The sequence below is a fragment of the Corallococcus sp. Z5C101001 genome (assembly GCF_007352635.1).
GTDB classification, from domain to species: domain Bacteria; phylum Myxococcota; class Myxococcia; order Myxococcales; family Myxococcaceae; genus Corallococcus; species Corallococcus silvisoli.
On record NZ_VKLU01000020.1, the window covers coordinates 68,331 to 86,643 of the forward strand.

Below are 18,313 nucleotides of genomic sequence, written 5' to 3' on the forward strand. Positions count from 1 at the left end.
TGTGGCGCCTCTCTGGAATCGCCTGCTAGCGGCTGCCGCCGGTGACGCCGCCGGTCGCGCCCCGGGGCGCCTGGGCGCTGGGGGGCACGTCGTCGGCGCTGGCGGTACCCGGCGCCTGGGGGGCTTCGTTGTTCAGGGTGACCTGCTTGGGGATGACGGCCATGCCGTCGCGCAGCATGTGCAGCGACGACACCGCGACGAGGTCGCCCTGCTTCAGGCCGCCCTCCACCACGTAGGACATGTCGCCCAGCGCGCCCAGGGCCACCGGGCGGCGCTCCACCTGCGTCTTGCCCTCCTTCGTCTCCACCACCATCGCGAAGGGCTGCCCGCTCTGGCGCACCACCGCGAGCGCGGGAATCTGGAGCGCGTCGCGGGTGGAGTACACCAGCCGCGCCCGCAGCAGCTCGCTGGGGCGCAGGCCCACGGTGTTGCGGAAGGCGGCCTTCACCTCCACCAGCTGCGTGCGCGGATCCGTCTGCGGCGACACGTAGAAGACGGTGCTGGAGAGGATGACCCGGCCCTGTTGATCCAACAGCTCCAGCTGGGTGTCCGGCTTGAGCGACCGGGCCCGGAAGGCCGGCACCGACACGCTGACCTCCAGCGCGTCCGCCTGGGCCACCGACGTGAGCGTCGTGGTGGCGCCCACGAAGTCACCCACGCGCACCAGCACGTCGCCCATGGTGCCCGCGAACGGCGCGCGCACCACGTGGTACTGCAGCTGCACCTGCCGCTGGGCCACCGCCGCGCCCGCCGCGCGCGACGCCGCCTCCGCGGCCTTCACCGCCGCCTGGGCGCGCTCCAGCTCCTGCACGCTCGCCAGTCCCTCGCGGTTGAGGGACTCCGTGCGCGACAGCGTGCGCCGCGCCAGCTCCAGCTCCACCGTGGAGGAGCTCTGCTGGGCCTGGGCGCTGTCCAGCGCCGCCGTCTCCACGCGCGCGTCCACCTCCAGGAGCGGCGCGCCCGCCTCCACCTTCTGGCCCGGCTTCACCAGGATCTTCCGCACGTACCCGTTCACCTGCGGCAGCACCGACACGCTCTGCCGGGACAGGAGCGAGCCCAGGTACTCCCCGGTGTCCCGCACCTCGTGCGGCGCCAGCGCCACCACCTGCACCTCGCGCGGCGGCGGGGCGGCCTTCGCCTCCGGCTTCCCAGAGCACGCGGCCGCGCCGGCCACCAGGGCCGCGCCAAACAGCGTCTTCGTCATCAGCGCCTTCAGGGGGCGTACCCTCGTCACAAGTCGCACCGGGCCTCCGTCAGGAACGCGTCCAGGCGGGCCTGGACGAGCTCGAATTCCCTCAAAACCAACGCGAGCTGGGCCTGCCGGAGCGCGGCTCCGCTCTGCACCAGGTCCAAGCTGCCACCTCGTCCCACCTCGAACGCCCGCCGCGTCAACCGATCCGTCCGGTCCGCGAGCTCCAGGGACTCCGCCGCGGTCTTCAACAGCGCCTCGGCCACTTCCACTCCACGCCGGGCGCGGGAAATCTCCACGCTGACATTCCGGCGGGTGGCCTCCAGTGACTGGGCCGCCTGCTGCTCCACGCCCTCGCGCTCGCGCACGAGGCCGCCGCGGCTCCCACCCTCCCACAGGGGAACGGACAGCACCGCGGACACGTTCCAGGTGGCGAAGCGTCCGAAGCCGGGGTCGGTGGTGAACCCGAAGAGGGTGCTGCTCAGGCCCAGCGTGGGCAGGTAGCCCGCGGACGCCTGTCGCCGGCTCTCCCGGGCCGCGTCCACGTTGGCCCTCAAGGCGACCAGGTCCGAGCGCGCGCCCGGGTCCTGCAACGGGGTGCATTCCCGGTGGGTCTGGTCCACCAGGCCCCCCAGGTTGAACTCCGGGTTGACGCCCACGGCGTGGTCCTCGCCCAGCGACAGGCCCAGCGACTCGCGCGTGCGGCGCAGCTGCTCGTCCCCGGCCACCAGCGACTGCCGGGCCACCGCCACGTCCTGTCCCACCCGCACCACGTCCAGCTGCGTGCCGGCGCCCAGCTCGAACGAGCGCTGGGCCAGGGCGTAGCGCTCCAGGGCCTGGCGCAGGCCCACGCGGTTGATCTCCGCGGCGCGCTCGGCGGCCACCGTGGCCACCAGCACCTGCGCCAGCCCCTGGGTGAGGCGGCGCTGCACGTCCTGGAGGCCGGCCACCGACGCGGACTCCGACGCCTTCGCCGACGACAGGCCCCGCCAGGAGCTCACGTCCACCAGCGTCTGGGTGAGCGACGCGGACAGCGTGCCCAGGGGGGCGCTGGGCACCTTCGCGCCGGTGCCCGTGTTGGAGCCGCCCACGAAGCCGCCGCCCGCGGCGGAGGGCACGTCCGGGTGGAGCACATCCACGCCCAGGCCCGCGGTGGCCCGCGCGTTGGGCAGCAGCAGCCCCAGGGACTGCCGCCACCGTCCCTGGGCCCGCGTCACGCCGGCCTCCGCGGTCCGCAGGTCCGTGGACTGCTGGCGCACCCGGGTGAGCGCCTCATCCCACGTCTTCACCTGCTCCTGCGCGGGTGGGACGGGGGTGAGCATGGGGTCGTCCACCTTCGGCTGGAAGGGGACGGGGGGAAGAGGAGTGGCGGCCGCGGCGGACTCCGCTTGCTGCGGAGCCGCGGGCGTCGCGGGCTGGGACTGCGGCGCGGCGGCGAGGACAAGGACGAGGAGGGCGCTGGGGGAGGCCATACTCTGGAGCGGCAGGGCTTTCTGGCAGGAGCGTGTGGTAGACCCCACCCACCGGTCCCTGCTTGCGGTCAAGATGTAATTGACAACCGTTGTTGAATGCAATCATCTCTTACGCCCATGACCCTTGCTGAGCAAGTGGCATCAACGCGACGCGCAGTGGTCCGCCTCCTCACCCAGAAAGTTGGTGAGCAAACGGATCGTCCGCTCATGCAACTGCTCGTGCTGAAGTACATCGGCGTCCTGGGCATCCACAGCCAGGCGGTCATCGCGGAGCGGCTGCTCACCGACGCCCCCGCGGTGAGCCGGCTGGTGGATCGCCTGGAAGAGGATGGGCTGGTGGAGCGCCGCGCGGGGGAGAACCGCCGCTGCGTGCGGCTGGAGATCACCGAGGCGGGCCGCAAGGAGTACGAGGCCCTGCGGCACGCGGGCGAATGGGTGGACAGCGAGGCGCGCGAGCTGCTGGCGCCCTCCGAATTCGAGGAGCTGTCGCGCCTGCTGGAGAAGCTGCAGACGGGGCTCTTCCAGCGGCTCGCCGCGCCCGCGCGCAAGGACGAACCCGCGTGGCGCCCCGTCCCCCCCAACGACGACGGGTGACGACGGGAGGTGGAGGACGGGACCCTGTCCCGCCCACCACCACCCCGCCGCCACCCGTGGCCCGTGCCCGGGGGGATGGGACGAGGGCTAGCGCTGTCGGGGAATGGTGCGGGCCACGTGCAGGGCCCACGCCTCCGCCGAGTCCAGCTCCGCGCGGGCTTCCGCGAAGCGGTCCTTCGCGGCGTCGCTGCAGTCATTGGCAAAGATGGCGTCGTGCAGCTCCTTCTGCGCTCGCGTCAGCCGCAGGCTGGTCTGCAACCACAGCCGGGCCGCCATGCGCGGCGTGATCACCACCTGGGTGGGATCCCAGACCTCCAACGTGGCGTAGTCAGCGGAAGACAGCTCTTCGGCGTGGGGCGCCTGCTCGGTTCGTGCGTTCATGCCCGGATGTTCGCCATGGATTCCGGGCAGGGCATCCCGGCCCTCCGGGCAGGAAGACAGCCACTGGTGAGCAGTCGAGGACAGTTCCATCATCCCCTTGGGTACGTAGATTCCATGGTTTGCGGGAAGATTTAATACAGTGAGGATGGGGAAATGCTTCCCACACTGCAATCATGGAGGGATTTCGCGTCCTTCTCCTAGAATCCTCCGCTCCATTCGTGACGTGAGAGGGATTCCCTGGACCTGAACACCCTGAACAAGCTGCTGACCGTCGGCGTCCAGAACGGGGCTTCGGACATCCATTTCCGGCCGGGTGACCCGCCCATCTACCGGGTGAACGGGGTGCTGCGGCCGTTGAAGATGGAAAAGCTGCAGGCGGATCACACCAAGCAGGTGGCCCTGCACGTGATGAATGATCCGCTGATGAAGGCGCAGGTGGACAGCGTGCAGGAGTGCGACTCGTCCTACAGCCTGCCGGGCGTGGCGCGTTTCCGGGTGAACATCTACCGGCAGCGCGGCTCGCTGGCGTGCATCCTGCGCATCATCCCGGATGAGATTCCCAGCATCGATGGGCTGGGATTGCCGCAGGTGCTCAAGACCATCGCGGGCAACGAGCGGGGGTTGGTGTTGGTGACGGGCGCGACGGGCTCCGGCAAGAGCTCCACGCTGGCGTCGATGATCAACCACATCAACCACACGGAGAGCCTGCACATCCTCACCATCGAGGACCCCATCGAGTTCATCTACAAGAACGTGAAGTCCTCCATCTCCCAGCGGGAGATTGGCCCGGACACGCAGAACTTCGCCATCGCGCTGCGCGCGGCGCTGCGCCAGGACCCGGACGTCATCCTGGTGGGAGAGATGCGCGACACGGAGACCATCGACATCGCGCTGAAGGCGTCGGAGACGGGGCACCTGGTGCTGTCCACGGTGCACACCACGGACGCGTCGCGCACCATCAACCGCCTGGTGTCGGTGTTCCCCGCGGAGGAGCAGACCATGGTGCGCATGCGCCTGGCGGACTGCCTCAAGGCGACCGTGTCCCAGCGCCTGCTGCCGCGCGCGACGGGCAAGGGGCGCACCGTGGCGCTGGAGATCATGGTGCAGACGAAGACGGTGGAGCAGTACATCCGGGATGACCGCGCCGCGGAGCTGAAGGACGTCATCGAGAAGGGCCGCGACATGTTCGGCATGCAGTCCTTCGATCAGCACCTGACGCAGCTGTACCGCAACGGCGACATCACGCTGGAGACGGCGCAGAGCGCGGCCTCCAACCCGGCGGACTTCCAGCGCGCGCTCGAGTTCGACTGAGCGGCGCGCCGGAAGCGGGCCGGTGGGGCGCTACTTCTTCGCGGACGGCTTGTTGATGTTCGCGAAGAAGTCGTTGCCCTTGTCGTCCACGACGATGAAGGCGGGGAAGTCCACCACGTCGATCTTCCAGACGGCCTCCATGCCCAGCTCGGCGTACTCCAGGACCTCCACCTTCTTGATGCAGTCCTGGGCGAGCCGCGCCGCGGGGCCGCCGATGGAGCCCAGGTAGAAGCCGCCGTGCTTCTTGCACGCCTCCGTGACGGCGGGGGAGCGGTTGCCCTTGGCGAGCATCACGAAGCTGCCGCCCTCCGCCTGGAATTGATCCACGTACGCGTCCATGCGGCCCGCGGTGGTGGGGCCGAAGGAGCCGGACGCGTAGCCCTCCGGCGTCTTCGCCGGGCCCGCGTAGTAGACCATGTGGTCCTTGAGGTACTGGGGCATGCCCTCGCCCTTGTCCAGGCGCTCCTTGATCTTCGCGTGCGCGATGTCGCGCGCCACCACCAGCGACCCCGACAGCGACAGGCGCGTCTTGATGGGGTAGCGGGACAGCTCCGCGCGCAGGTCGCTCATGGGGCGGTTGAGGTCCAGCTTCACCACGTCGCCGGACAGGTCCGTGTCCGTCGTCTCCGGCAGGTACTTCGCGGGGTCCGTCTCCAGCGCCTCCAGGAAGACGCCGTCGCGGGTGATCTTCCCCAGCGCCTGGCGGTCCGCGGAGCAGGAGACGGCGATGGCCACCGGGCACGAGGCGCCGTGGCGCGGCAGGCGGATGACACGCACGTCGTGGCAGAAGTACTTGCCGCCGAACTGCGCGCCAATGCCGGTGCGCTGGGTGAGCTTGAGCACCTCCTGCTCCAACTCCACGTCGCGGAAGCCCCGGCCCAGCGCGTTGCCAGAGGTGGGCAGCGTGTCCAGGTAGCGCGCGGAGGCGTACTTCGCCGTCTTCAACGCGAACTCCGCGGACGTGCCGCCCACCACGATGGCCAGGTGGTACGGCGGGCACGCGGCGGTGCCCAGCGCGCGGATCTTCGTCTCCAGGAACGCCAGCAGGCTCTGCGGGTTGAGGACCGCCTTGGTCTCCTGGAAGAGGTAGCTCTTGTTCGCGGAGCCGCCGCCCTTGGCCATGAAGAGGAACTTGTAGGCGTCGCCGTCGGTCGCGTAGAGCTCGATCTGCGCGGGCAGGTTGTTGCCCGTGTTGACCTCCTTGTACATGTCCAGCGGCGCCATCTGCGAGTAGCGCAGGTTGGAGGTCAGGTACGTGTCGAACACGCCCCGGGAGATGGCCGCCTCGTCGCCGCCCTGCGTGAGGACGTACTGGCCCTTCTTGCCCATCACGATGGCGGTGCCGGTGTCCTGGCAGGAGGGCAGCACGCCGCCCGCGGCGATGTTGGCGTTCTTGAGCAGCTCCAGCGCCACGAACCGGTCGTTGGCGGACGCCTCCGGGTCCTGGAGGATGAGGGACAGCTGCTTCAGGTGCCCGGGCCGCAAGAGGTGGGAGATGTCCCGCATGGCCTCGCGGGTGAGCAGCGTGAGCGCCTCCGGTTCCACCTGGAGGAAGGACCGGCCGCCGGCCTCGAACGTGGAGACGTGCTCCTTCGTGAGCAGCCGGTAGGGCGTCTCGTCCTTGCCAAGCGGCAGCATGTCCTGGAACTGGAAGTCACTCATCGCGGGCGGATCTCTTGAAGAAGGGGGGGACGGCGGGGAACTCTAACCAGGAGGCGCGCGGGGCGGCACTTCGTAGAGGTAGACGGGCGTGCGGTACAGGTCCGTCAGCCGCACGCTGCGCGCGGGTGGCCACCCCCGGAGTCCGAAGGTGTGGCTCAGGATGCGTGCCCCGGGGGGCAGCTCGGCCGAAAAGCGGGGCGCCAGGCGGGCCATGATGCCCGGCGACAGGTAGCAGACGACGCAGCTTGCGTCCTGGAAGGACGCGCCGAAGAAGTCCCCGCGGCGCAGCGTCAGGTTGGCGCGAGGGAACAGGCGCTGGCGCAGCCGGCTGAAGAGCCAGGGCAGCCAGGACAGCTCGTAGGCGACGACGCGAGCCTGGGGGCAGTGGTCCGCCAGGGCGAAGGCCACGTCCCCCCAGCCCGAGCCCAGGTCCAGCACCGTGCCCTGGGTGTCGCCGGGCAGCATGGCGAGCAGCGCCCGCCGCACCCGGGGCGAGCTGGGCATGGGCGGCGCGCCGGTGCGCAGCGTGGAGACGACGATGGACAGCACCCCCGCGAGGAGCACCGCCCAGAGCAGCAGGAGGAGGAGGGGGCCTGTCGCGCTCGCCACGGCGCGCATCATCGCGCGGGGGCGCCCGGCGGGGGGACCTACTTTCGCGGGTGGTGCCCCGCGTCCATGCGCACCACCCGGGGCGGCGCGGGCTCAGCGGTCGTGGCGGCGCGGACGGGCTCGGGCTCGGTGTCCTCGAAGAGGGCGCGGCCCAACACGAAGCAGAGCGCCACCCCCACGCACAGTGCCACCACGTTCCAGTAGTACCCCATGGGCATCCGGCTGAAGCACGGACCGTACCAACCAGGTCGCCTGCTCTGGGGGTTGGGGTGCGTGGACCCCATTGTGTCCCCAGGCGCTACAACGCGAGGCAACGGCGTGGCCCCCCAGGCAACAGGGCTTCACTGGGAGTTGACCCGGTGGCGGGCCAGGACTTCACGCCGGGCGCGGCGCCCCGGTCAGAGCGAGGGCGCGGATTCGGTGGGGTCCTCCTCGGGCACGGGCGGGCGGTGCGCGGCGGACTCCAGCCGGTCCACGTTTCGCAGCTCGGGGAAGAGCCAGGCCCAGAGCCCCACGACGACGAGCGTTCCCACGGCGCCAATCACCACCGCGTGCACGGCGCCCAGGGCCTGGGCGAGCGAGCCCGCGCGGAACTCGCCCAGCTCGTTGGAGGCGCCGATGCACATCATGTTCACCGCGCCCACGCGGCCGCGCATGTCGTCCGGCGTGGAGACCAGCTCCAGCGTGTGGCGCACCACCACGCTCACCATGTCCGCCGCCCCACCGATGGCGAGCGCCGCGAGCGACAGGGGCAGGGACGTGCTCAGGCCGAACACCAGCGTGGCCGCGCCGAACACGGCCACCGCGCCGAACATCTTCCACCCGGCGTGGCCACCCAGGGGACGGAAGGCGAGCAGCACCGCCACCACCGCGGCGCCCGCGGCCGGAGCGCTGCGCAGCAGGCCCAGGCCCCAGGGGCCGGTGTGCAGCACATCGCGCGCGTAGATGGGGAGCAGCGCCACCGCGCCGCCCAGCAGCACCGCGAAGAGGTCCAGGGTGAGGCTGCCCAGCAGCAGGCGCTTCTGGCGCACGAAGCGCAGGCCCGCGACGAGCGTGGCCAGGGAGATGGGCTCGCGCGACGCGCTGCCGGTGCGCACCTTGAGCGAGAGGATCCACACCACCGTGAGCGCGCACAGCGACGCGGACGCGATGTAGACGCCCTTGCCGCCCAGCCACCCGTAGAGCAGGCCGCCCACGGCGGGGCCCGCGATGGTGGCCACCTGCCACGTGGTGGAGTTCACCGCCACCGCGCGCGTCAGCTCGTCCGCGGGCACCAGGTACGGCGTGAGCGCGGAGCCGGCGGGCGCGTAGAAGGCCCTCGCGGTGCCGAACAGCACCAGCACGCCATAGACGAACCGCACGTCGGTGATGTGGCCCAGCGTGAAGGTCAACAGCAGCAGGCTGCACACCAGCATCACGCCCTGGCAGATCGCCAGGATGCGGCGGCGGTCGAAGCGGTCCGCCACCTGTCCGCCCAGCAGGCTGAAGGCGAGGAACGGGACGAACTGGGCCAGGCCGGTGTAGCCCAGCGCGAGCGCGCTCCCGGTGAGCTCGTAGACCTGCCAGCCGATGGCGACGGATTCGATCTGCGCCGCGAGCACCGCGCACAGGCGGGCGATCTGGTACAGCCGGAAGTCGCGGTGGCGGAAGACGGAGGCGCCGAGGACGGAGGGTGTGGCCATGGAAGTGGCTGCGCTGTAACGCAGCCCGCCCCCCTCCGCCAGCGACAAGGGGCGCGCGGCCCCGGGCCCGTCTTATGACGTCGCGCGCATCCGGTTGAGCCGGTCGTAGTGGCGGTAGCCCAGCTTGTCGAGCGCGGCGGGCGGCGCGAGGCCGATGTCCACCAGCGTCTTGATGTCGTAGGTGCCCGCGAGCACCGGCGGCGCGTAGTTGGCCACCGCCTCCGGCGTGCGGAAGCCCGGCAGCGGGAAGAGCACCTGGCTGGTGTGCACGTGCATGAAGTGCGCGGCGGACTGGCGCTGCCACCCGGGCACGCCCGGCGCGGTGATGACGTGCGGGGTGGCCAGGAACGTGCCGCCCGTGAGGATCTCCAGCTGCTGGCCCACCTGCGCCACGATGCAGCCGGCGGGCGCGGTGCCGCGCACCATCAGGCCATTGGGCGCGTCCGGCGTCGCGCGCGTGCGCAGGTACAGGCCGCTCTGGTCATCCGGCTTGGGCGCCGGGCGGCCCTCGGGGTCGAGGAAGCGGCCCCCGGGCAGGAGCGTGAGCAGGTTGAAGTCGGTGTGCTCCTCGCCCCAGAGGATGCCGGTGTTCACCTGGGACGGACCCAGGGGCAGGTACTGGAGCGCGCGCGTGACGTGGGGCGCCTTCTCGCACGCGTCGGTGAAGGTGGACTCGGGGAGCTTCAGCGCCAGCGCGGCGCCGCGCAGCAGCTTGAGGCCGGCCTCGTGCAGCGCGCGGCCCATGGTGAGCAGGCCCTCCTGGAAGAAGGGCGGCGCGTCGTCCGGCCAGATGTTCTCCGGGTACAGCTCCGGGAACTCCATCGCGGATTGCGCGTCCGTGGGCGTGGGCGCCGCGAAGTAGCACTCCTTGAAGTCCGGCTGGCCGTTGCCGGCGACGGCGACCTCCGTGTTGGGAGGCGTCCAGCCGCGCTGGTACCAGAAGTCCGCGCGGCCCAGGGGGCGCTTCTGCGCGTCCGGCCGGGCGACGAAGCTGGAGAACGCGTCGTAGAAGCGCTCCAGCGCCGGCGCGTCCACGCCGTGGTTCTTCACGAAGACGAGCCCGAAGACGCCAAAGGCCTCGCGAAGGGCCGCCGCGGCGCGCTCGAGACGGGCCGGTTCACCCGACGCGAGGTCCGTGAGGTCGACCGTCGGGATGTGGATCGAGGAGGTGTCCGCCATGATGGGCCCAGGTGTATCGCGCCTGGGCCCGGCTGAGGAGGGGGAGCGTGCCTGTCCGCCCTCCTGTTCCGGGAAAGTCCGGGAGAAGGCCCCTTTCCCGGCGCGGCCCTCAGCGGGCGGCGAGCGTCACGTCCACCGGGGCGCACGTCACCGGGGTGGACTTGAAGTCCCCGCCGGGCGCGGGCACGTCCTCCTTGCGAGTGGCCACGTCCATCAGCTCGTCGCGGAAGGCGATGCGGTAGGTGCCGGGCTTCTGGAAGTCATAGGCCTGCGTCACCTCCACGCGGTTCTCCACCGTGGCCCCCGGAGCGATGGCCACGTAGCTGTCCGCGTTCGGCGCGGCGCGCTTCGCCATGGGGCCCTGGTAGGAGACCTCCTCGCCGTCGCGGGTGACCTGGAACACGGTGCCCAGGAAGCCCTCCAGGGGGGTGTGCCACTTGAGGACCCACACCGGCTGGTCGGAGCGGTTGGTGAGCTTGAAGAGGACCTCCACGGGCTCGCCGACGCGGGCCTTCGCGGGCGCGCTCAGGGCGCACTCCAGGTTCACGGGGTTCTTCACGGCGGTGGGCTCCGGGGCGGCAGGGGGCGGCGTGGACGGCGGGGGCGGGGTGGGCGTCGTCGGCGCCGCGGCCACGGGGGCCTGCTGCTGCGCGGGCGGCTCCGCGGGCTTCGTACAGGCGGTGACACCGGCGGCGGACAGCACCGCGAGCCATGCGAGGTTCCTTCGTCCCAGCCCCATCACGTGTCGCTCCTTGTGTTCGTGCGGCGAAAAGAAAAGGGGACGCGAGGCCCGTGGCCCGCGTCCCCCGGTCAACGACCCGCCGTCACCTTACGGCAGCGAGGGGTTGTTCTCCGCGAAGTATTCGTGGCTGTCCGCGTTGTCACGCGCGTTGGTGGGGTTGGACTTCGCCAGGCTCTTGGCGGCGCTCTGGCCGTAGGCCCAGTCGTCCGTGCCGGCCACGACGGTGAAGTGGCTCATCTCGTGGACCAGCGTGCCGGCCTTGGAGTCCGTGCCCGTGGTGGGGGCGCTCCAGAAGGCGCCGCACACGTAGATCTTGTACGGGGAGCCCGGGTACACGTACGCGTAGGTGCCGCTGTCGGTGCAGCTGCAGTCCACGGTCACGGCCGCGGAGGCGAACGCGTTCTTGATGCTGTTGAAGTGCGTCTTGATGACGTTCCAGTTGGAGCTGGAGTAGGTGCCGAACCAGGTGGTGTAGCGGCTGGTCGCGGACGGCGTGCCGCTCAGGTAGGTGTACGCGTTGTTGGAGTACGTCTGCGCGCCGCTGAACGCGGAGGAGATGGAGCTCTTCTGCGACGTGGTGCAGGCGCCGGAGTACGCCAGGCTCTCGCCCGTCACCTCGCGCATCGCCTCGGCCTCCTCGCGGCTGTTGCGGCGGCCCTCGATGAAGACGGTGACCTCATTGGAGGCCAGCGCCTGCACGCTGGAGCGCGACTCCAGCTCGTAGCGGATGCTGTACGTGCCCGTGCGGGACAGGTCGTACGCGTCCGAGACGACGACCGGGCCGGAGATGCTCTGGCCGGGAGCGAGCGTGATGAGGTCCTCGGCGCGGCCCAGCACGCGCTTGAAGTGCGCGCCCGTGTAGGCCACGGGCGTGCCGTCGCGCAGGACGGACAGACGGCCCTCGGTGAGGCCCGTGCCCGGCGCTTCCCACTTGTAGAGGCTCACCGGCGCGGACGAGGTGTTGGTCAGCGTCACCTCCACCGTCACCGTGTCGCGAGCGGCCATGGAGGCCTTCGCCACGGACACCTGCGCCGTCAGGGCGCCCTGGGCCTGCTCGGAGGCCTCCGTGGGGGACTGCTCACCATCCGCCGGGGCGCCACAGGCACCCAGCAGGGAAACGCCGACCACCGTGCCCACCAGCCACTTGAAACCGCGAAGGCTCTTGCTCACGAGGAACTTCCTTTCGGAAACGACGCGACGAACACCCAAGGGGGGAATACCCTGGTCCACCTGTTTATAGGGGAATTCGGGCCCAAGGATGATAACATAAAATACTTTGAAATGTGCGCTGACTGACAATTCACGTTCGTGCCGCATCTCGGCGGAGTGCGGCTGGGAGCGTTAGTCTGAGTGCGGCACTTAGTACGGGGCTGAACGAAAGGGGTTGCGGGCGATGCGCGCGGTGGTGTTCGAGCATGAGGAGCACGAGGGCCCCGGGCTGCTGGGCCCTGCGCTGGAGACGGCGGGGTTCACGCTGGTGCGGCGCTTCCGCACGGTGAAGCGCGAGGACGTGGATGCTCCGCTGGTGGTGGTGATGGGGGGCGGCATGGGGGTGTACGAGGCGGACGCCCATCCGTTCCTCAATGAAGAGCTGGCTTTGCTGGGCGAGCGACTGGCCAATGACCGCGCGTGCGTGGGCGTGTGCCTGGGCGCGCAGCTGCTGGCGGCGGCGGCGGGGGCGACGGTGTCTCCGGGCAAGAACGGCTTCGAGGTGGGGGTGGGGCCGGTGCGCTGGACGCAGGACGCGCTGAAGGATCCGGTGGTCGGGGGCGCGAAGGCGCGCACGGCGGTGGCGCACTGGCACGGCGACACCTACACGCCGGTGCCCGGCGCGACGCTGCTGGCGTCCACGGACCGCTACACCCAGCAGGCGTTCCGGTTGGGGCGCTCCTATGGCTTCCAGTTCCACCTGGAGCTGACGGCCCTGGAGCTGGGGCGCTGGCTGGAGCTGGGCGCGGAGGACCTGCTCACGCGGGGCAAGGACCTGGCGGCGCTGGAGGCGCAGCTGCCCAAGCTGAAGGCCTCGGAGGTGGAGAACACGGAGCTGCTCCACCGGCTCGCGCACCAACTGGCGAAGGGCCTACGCTGAGGGCTGCTTCCTCCGGAGGTCCGGACGCCGCCATGAAGCTGACCCGCCTGCACGTGCACCACTACCGCGGGCTCGCGCCGGACACGGTGCTGACGTTCGGTCCCGCGCTCAACGTGGTGGTGGGCGCGACGGGCAGCGGCCGCACGACGCTGCTGGAGCTGGTGTCGGCGGTGGTGTGCTCGGACTTTTCCGGGCTGCTGCGCGAGCCGTTCGCGCTGGACTACGCGCTGCGCTTCGACGCGTTGACGGTGGACGTGGCCGTGCGCAACGAGCCCCCCGCGGCGCTGCCGGCGACGGCGGGCGAGGGCGGGCCCGGAGACGCGCTGGCGCTGCCTCCCGGGGCGCTGGCGCATGGGCTGATGCCCTCCATCGTGGCGACGGTGCGGTGGGACGCGGCGGAGGACGCGCGGCTCGTCATGCGCGCCAGCGCCACGGGCTTCGCGTGCGAGGTGGCGGGCGCGGCGGGCTTCTCCAAGCGCATGCACTGGTCGGTGCTGGACCGGTCCGTGTGGACGCTGCTCTTCATGGCCGCGCAGTACCTGGAGCCGGGCGTGAAGGCGCGGCTGAAGGACCTGCTGCGGGAGACGTTCCTGCTGGCACCGCCGCGCTTCGACGAGGCGCTGGGCATGTTCGAGCGCATCGGCGCCATCCGCTACGCGATGGAGCAGCGAGGAGAGGAGCTGTTCCCGCTGGGCCTGATGGCGCTGCCCACGTGGATGCCCGGCTGGCTGAGAGATCAGGTGGAGCGCGAGCCCGTGCCTCCGGCGCTGTTGCTGCGGCACGATGCGCGGCCCCAGGGCTTCCTCGCGCGCTTCGTGGCGCTGGCGGGCTTCGCGTCCGGCACGCTCAGCGTGGACGTGACGGAGGGAGGGGCGCCGCTGTCGCAGGGGGGCCGGTTGGGCTTCAGCGGCTTCCGGTTCGCGTTCGTGCGCGCGGACGGCGGCCCGGTGACGCAGGAGCAGCTGGGCTACGGCCAGAAGCGGCTGTTGTCCTTCCTCTACTACCTGGATGTGCACGCGGCGTTCGTCATCGCGGACGAGCTGGCGGACGGGCTGCACGCGGACCTGGTGGGCGCGTGCGTGGGGGACCTGGGCGGACGGCAGGCCTTCGTCACCAGCCAGAGCCCGCTGCTGTTCGAGCACCTGGTGTTCCCCAGCGCGGAGGCGCTGCGCACGTCGTTGATCCGCTGCGAGGTCCGCGCGGGCCCGGGCGGCTGGCGTTGGACCCAGCCGACCCCGGAGGAGGCCGCGCGGTGCTTCGATGCCTACCGTTCGGGCTCCCTGCCGCTGGGCGCGGCGCTGCGCGCCCAGGGCTTCGGGTGAGCCTCAGGGGCCCGTCCGCGCCTTGAAGAGGAAGACGTCCTCGAGGCCTCGCGAGGTGTAGTCGGCGTCGAAGTGGACGGTGCCCGTGAAGGAGCCCAGCGCCACGAACTCCCCCTGCTTGTTCACCGCCAGGTCCGTGAAGGACGGGCGCTGGGTCGCGTCGTAGCGGCGCAGCCAGTGCTGCTGCCCCTGGAGGCGCTCGAGCCTCGCGACGAAGAGCTTGTGGCCAGAGGGGCCCGGCGAGGTGGAGTGGCCTCCCACGACCACGCTGTCATCCTCGCCCATGGCGACCGCGCTGACGACCTGTTCGAAGCTCTGGCCCCAACGCTCCTCGCCAGCGCGGGTCCAGGCGACGAGGAAGCCCCCGTTGCCCGAGGAGGGGTTCGGGACGGTCCGCCCCGCGAACGTGAAGGGGTTGTTGAACTGTCCCCCGGCCACCACGCGGTTGCCGTGCACCGCCACGTCGAGCACGCCGCCGGACGCGCCGTTCAAGGTCCGCTGCCACGCCACGGTCCCCGAGGAGGTCACCTTCCAGAGCTCCGGGTCGGGGTACCAGTGGCCCGCGAGGTAGAGCGCGTCCTCCTCGTCCACCGCGACGCTGGTGCCGCTGCTCAGGTCCCACATCTCCATGACGCTCCATTGGGGCGCGCCCGCCGCGTTGAACTTCGCGAGGAAGGCGACCTGCGCGTCCACGGAGGGCGTGATGGGCCCCTGGCCGAAGTCCACCGTGCGGTAGGCATTGCCCACCATCGCGATGGCGTCCTGCGAGTCGGTCACGAGGCTCCGAGGCCCCAGGTTGCCCGTGAAGTGCCGGGCCCACTGGAACTGCCCCGTCTTGCGCAGCTTCAGGAGGAAGGCGCCCGGCGGACGCACCCCCGCGCCCAGGTTGATGGGCTGGCTCGCGACCCCTCCGACGAGGACGTTCCGTTCCCGGTCCACGGTGAGCGCCGGCGCGCTGACCCGTGAAATCGGGTCACCGGGCTGGGGCGTGGCCTCGAAGGCGCGGGTCCACAGCAGCGCGCCCGCCGACGTGTACTTCGCCACCGCGAAGCCGTACCGGTTGGGGTCTCCGGAGCCGATGAGACCCCCGCCCAGGTCCACGCTGCCCTGGTATTCAAACAGCATGAGGATGTTGCCATCCCGGTCGAACGCCACCGAGGAGGCGCCATCCTGTCTGGCATTGCCCAGGTGCTTGAGCCAGGTGATGTCACCCCCCGCGAGCCCGGCCTGGAGCGCCGCGCCCTCTCGCGTGACGGATGGCGGCTCGGGGGTTTCCGGCGGGGCGCACCGGCTGAGCGTCACCACCGCCACGACAGCCCAGAGGAACCGCCAACCCGTCGCCATTCGTGTCCAACCCATGTGCACCCCCGCTGTCCACGAAGGCAGACAGCCAGGGCGAGTTAGGGACGACGCGGGGCCGGGGCCACTGCCCCGGAGGGCAGTCTGGGTTTGAGGATTGGACAGTCTTCCGGGGGCGCTCAGCCGCCGGAGAGCAGCTCCGTGCTGAACGAGAACCCGCCCAGCAGGTAGGGCATGGCGCTCGTGCGGTTCTCATGGTTGAGGTACCAGCCCGCGATGAGCAGCACGGTCGGCCTGGTCATCACGCCGCCCGGGTGGGTGTCAAAGGCATACGCGACGAGCGGGCCCACGCGCATGTGCTTGTTGGTGGGCAGGCGCTGGCCGGGCAGCGGCTCCACCGCGTTGGCGTTGTCGTTGTAGCGTGGCCACACCGCGGAGAACCTGGCGCCCAGCGTCCACTTCCCGGCCAGCCACAGCAGATCCGTGTCATTGGCGAGCACCCAGCCCTTGCCGGGCACCAGCGTGTCCAGCGTCGGCTCATAGAAGGTGCTGCGCGGGCCGCCGTCGTGCAGGTCCACGTTCCAGTACTCGATGGCCAGCTTGGTGCGCAGCGCCACCGACTTCACCTTCGCCTGGAGCATGGGCTCCAGGAAGAAGTGGTGTCCGGAGGTGCCGTAGGCCGCGTCCTTGGTCACATCGCGCACGTCATCGGCGTAGTTCTGGAAGGAGTCCGGGTAGGACTGGACGCTGCCGAAGGTGCCGAAGTACTGGACGTATTCGTAGCCGGCGCGGAGGTTGAACACCGCCAGGGGCTGGAGCTCCACCACGGGGCCCAGCTTGAAGAAGGCCGGGCTCACCTTCAGGCTCGCGGCGGCGCTGGCGTACGTGTCGCGCAAGAGCAGCGAGGGGCTGTCGAACAGCCGCTTCTGGTACACGAGCCGGTTCTGCGACTCGAGCCCCAGCGGGTTGTAGCGAATCACGTTGAGCGTGGTGAAGAAGACGCGGCGCTCCGGCATCGGTGGCAGCACCGGGGGCGGCACGTTCTGCTGCACGTTCTCTTGAGGGGGCGCTTCGGGTTGTTGCGCGGCCGCGGGCGTGCCCAGCCCCAGCAGCGCGAGCATCGCGGCGCGAGGAAGCCACTTCGACGAGGCAGGGGGGCGGACAGACGTCGGGCGCTGCGGGAACACGTTCGCGGGCATGCGTCCTCTTCTGCGGGAGTCCGCGACAGGCGGCCCTTGGGAAGGGCGACCCGTCGCGGGCAGCGGGAGCGTCGTGCACCGGGTGTCCCCGCTTCAAGACGCACCAGGACGAAGCCGGGTGACGTGGAGCGTCAAGCAGCCTGTGTTTCAGGTGGCGTGTTTCAGAACGTGAGCTGGAAGCGGGACAACACGACGTTCTCGGGCTTGCGGTCGCCTCCGTTGGGGGCACCGCCCTGGTAGTTCGTGCGGTGGTAGTTCACCGCGAAGCGCACGCGCCGGTTGAAGGCGAAGGTGGTGGCGACGCCGAAGCCCTTCGCCGTGCGCACCGAGCGCGCGGGGTTCGCGAAGCGGGGGAAGGCGGCCTCGTCCAGGTCCAGCGCGTGGTAGCGCGCCGCCACCTCCAGCGCGCCGCCCTGGCCCGTCTTCGGATCAAAGGGCTTCGTTGGCTTCGCGCCCTCGAAGGAGGCCCTCCCCCCGAAGACCCACGACGCGGACGCCTGCCACGCGTGGTTCCGCAGCCGGGCGCGCGCGTCCGCCACCTGCACGTCCTGTGTCGAGCGCACGTACTCCGCGAGAACACCCAGCGAGCCCCAGTAGAAGTAGCCCTGGGGCGACACCCGCAGGTGCTGGCCGTGCGCGACCACGGTCTCGCCCGTGTCCGCGTTGCTCAGGTAGCTGAAGATGACCTCCTGGCCCGTGCTGCGCTGGGGCACGAGGCCGGTGTTGGTGGCCGAGCCGAATTGCAGCCCGCGCGTCACCGCGAAGCCCAGGCCCAGCCCTTGGAGGAAGGAGGGCTCGATGCCCTTGAAGGGCAGGGCGAAGACGCGGGCGACCAGATCGAAGCTGTCGTCCCCGTTGAAGTCGGTGCTGGTGCCATCTGGATCGCCGTTGACCACCGCCAGCGAGTACTGCCACCGGCCCCCCTGGCCCTCGCCGTGGAGCTCCAGGCCCTCGTCGCGGTTGGGGACCAGGTCCACCGTGAGCGAGCGTTCGATGAAGGGGTTGTCCATGTCCGACTGGAGCAGCTCCAGTCCGAACGGCGTCTTGAAGCGCCCGGCCCGCAGGCGGATCCACTCGCCCGGCCGGAAGTCGATCCACGCATCCTGGATGAGCGGCTGTCCGTTGCCGAAGTCGGGCATGAAGCGGAAGTCGATGAAGCCGAAGAGCGTCCCGTCCAGGATGGGGCGCACGCGCCTCATGACGAACGTGTTGGTGCCGGTGCGGTCCGTGTCGTCGAAGTAGAAGCGCCCGTCGCCCTGGAGCTGTCCGCGCGTCTTGAGCACGAAGGCCTTGTCCGCCGACGACAGCGAGAAGCCGTCCTCCGAGGTCTGGACGACCGGGGGATCCACGGCCCTGGGGGGCTCGGCGGCCTGGGACTGGGCGTGCGCCAGGGGCGCGCCGAACAGCAGCCCCGTGGCGGCGAGGAGGACTGGACCGTGGAGGACGGACACGCGGGACCTCGGAGAAGCGGGGCGCCAGGGGGGGAGCCCCCCGTTCCAGGCGGACCGGGACTGGGCGCGGACCGGCACGTTCCGCGCGTGAATGTCGTGCTGTCAAGGAGCCCGGGGAAGACCTGTTGTCGC

Annotated in this window: 17 protein-coding genes; 4 read left to right on the top strand and 13 right to left on the bottom strand. The window is 70.7% G+C overall.

The features are described from left to right. Positions 1–25: 25 nt before the first annotated feature. The gene (locus FOF48_RS33565) at positions 26–1,204 is read right to left on the bottom strand and encodes an efflux RND transporter periplasmic adaptor subunit (RefSeq protein ID WP_235686077.1); all 1,179 of its coding nucleotides are present in this window, start codon (positions 1,202–1,204) and stop codon (positions 26–28) included. Between the two features lie 26 nt (positions 1,205–1,230). Beyond that, positions 1,231–2,661 (bottom strand): TolC family protein, encoded by a 1,431-nt coding sequence (locus tag FOF48_RS33570; protein WP_143908599.1) that lies wholly within the window; start codon positions 2,659–2,661, stop codon positions 1,231–1,233. Positions 2,662–2,868: 207 nt separating this feature from the next. On the opposite strand from FOF48_RS33570, the gene FOF48_RS33575 reads away from it, so the two are divergent. After that, positions 2,869–3,255 (top strand): MarR family winged helix-turn-helix transcriptional regulator, encoded by a 387-nt coding sequence (locus FOF48_RS33575; RefSeq protein WP_235686079.1) that lies wholly within the window; start codon positions 2,869–2,871, stop codon positions 3,253–3,255. Positions 3,256–3,342: 87 nt separating this feature from the next. On the opposite strand, the gene FOF48_RS33580 is transcribed toward FOF48_RS33575, so the two are convergent. After that, complete coding sequence (locus FOF48_RS33580) at positions 3,343–3,636, bottom strand: FruA-associating protein, FapA (RefSeq protein WP_143908603.1); 294 nt, start codon at positions 3,634–3,636, stop codon at positions 3,343–3,345. A 237-nt stretch (positions 3,637–3,873) separates the two neighbouring features. Here FOF48_RS33580 and FOF48_RS33585 point away from each other — a divergent pair, with 237 nt between their 5' ends. Next, entirely contained in the window at positions 3,874–4,947 is a 1,074-nt protein-coding gene (locus FOF48_RS33585; protein ID WP_143908605.1) for a type IV pilus twitching motility protein PilT, read from the top strand. A 30-nt stretch (positions 4,948–4,977) separates the two neighbouring features. On the opposite strand, the gene FOF48_RS33590 is transcribed toward FOF48_RS33585, so the two are convergent. The 7 genes from FOF48_RS33590 to FOF48_RS33620 all read right to left on the bottom strand — a co-directional run bounded on the left by FOF48_RS33590 (position 4,978) and on the right by FOF48_RS33620 (position 11,991). Further along, complete coding sequence (locus FOF48_RS33590; RefSeq protein ID WP_143908607.1) at positions 4,978–6,609, bottom strand: fumarate hydratase; 1,632 nt, start codon at positions 6,607–6,609, stop codon at positions 4,978–4,980. A 42-nt stretch (positions 6,610–6,651) separates the two neighbouring features. Continuing rightward, positions 6,652–7,218: a class I SAM-dependent methyltransferase gene (locus FOF48_RS33595; protein WP_255442958.1), complete on the bottom strand. Its 567-nt coding sequence runs from the start codon at positions 7,216–7,218 to the stop codon at positions 6,652–6,654. 38 nt (positions 7,219–7,256) lie between these two features. Continuing rightward, positions 7,257–7,430, bottom strand: coding sequence for a hypothetical protein (locus tag FOF48_RS36665; RefSeq protein WP_161666966.1), 174 nt, complete (start codon positions 7,428–7,430; stop codon positions 7,257–7,259). Positions 7,431–7,616: 186 nt separating this feature from the next. Beyond that, entirely contained in the window at positions 7,617–8,900 is a 1,284-nt protein-coding gene (locus tag FOF48_RS33600) for an MFS transporter (protein WP_143908609.1), read from the bottom strand. Positions 8,901–8,972: 72 nt separating this feature from the next. Further along, entirely contained in the window at positions 8,973–10,079 is a 1,107-nt protein-coding gene (locus FOF48_RS33605) for an isopenicillin N synthase family oxygenase (protein ID WP_143908611.1), read from the bottom strand. Positions 10,080–10,188: 109 nt separating this feature from the next. Further along, positions 10,189–10,818 (bottom strand): protease, encoded by a 630-nt coding sequence (locus FOF48_RS33610; protein WP_161666968.1) that lies wholly within the window; start codon positions 10,816–10,818, stop codon positions 10,189–10,191. A 90-nt stretch (positions 10,819–10,908) separates the two neighbouring features. Continuing rightward, complete coding sequence (locus tag FOF48_RS33620; protein WP_143908615.1) at positions 10,909–11,991, bottom strand: M35 family metallo-endopeptidase; 1,083 nt, start codon at positions 11,989–11,991, stop codon at positions 10,909–10,911. A gap of 223 nt (positions 11,992–12,214) precedes the next feature. Here FOF48_RS33620 and FOF48_RS33625 point away from each other — a divergent pair, with 223 nt between their 5' ends. Both FOF48_RS33625 and FOF48_RS33630 read left to right on the top strand, forming a co-directional pair. Next, the gene (locus FOF48_RS33625) at positions 12,215–12,910 is read left to right on the top strand and encodes a glutamine amidotransferase (RefSeq protein WP_143908617.1); all 696 of its coding nucleotides are present in this window, start codon (positions 12,215–12,217) and stop codon (positions 12,908–12,910) included. Positions 12,911–12,942: 32 nt separating this feature from the next. Then, positions 12,943–14,232: an ATP-binding protein gene (locus FOF48_RS33630; RefSeq protein WP_143908619.1), complete on the top strand. Its 1,290-nt coding sequence runs from the start codon at positions 12,943–12,945 to the stop codon at positions 14,230–14,232. A 3-nt stretch (positions 14,233–14,235) separates the two neighbouring features. Here FOF48_RS33630 and FOF48_RS33635 read toward each other — a convergent pair whose 3' ends face one another. The 3 genes from FOF48_RS33635 to FOF48_RS33645 all read right to left on the bottom strand — a co-directional run bounded on the left by FOF48_RS33635 (position 14,236) and on the right by FOF48_RS33645 (position 18,181). Beyond that, complete coding sequence (locus FOF48_RS33635; RefSeq protein WP_143908621.1) at positions 14,236–15,576, bottom strand: hypothetical protein; 1,341 nt, start codon at positions 15,574–15,576, stop codon at positions 14,236–14,238. Positions 15,577–15,710: 134 nt separating this feature from the next. Beyond that, positions 15,711–16,730, bottom strand: coding sequence for a hypothetical protein (locus FOF48_RS33640; protein ID WP_143908623.1), 1,020 nt, complete (start codon positions 16,728–16,730; stop codon positions 15,711–15,713). 161 nt (positions 16,731–16,891) lie between these two features. Then, a complete protein-coding gene (locus FOF48_RS33645; RefSeq protein ID WP_143908625.1) occupies positions 16,892–18,181 on the bottom strand; it encodes an OprO/OprP family phosphate-selective porin in 1,290 nt (429 codons plus the stop codon). Positions 18,182–18,313 lie beyond the last annotated feature (132 nt).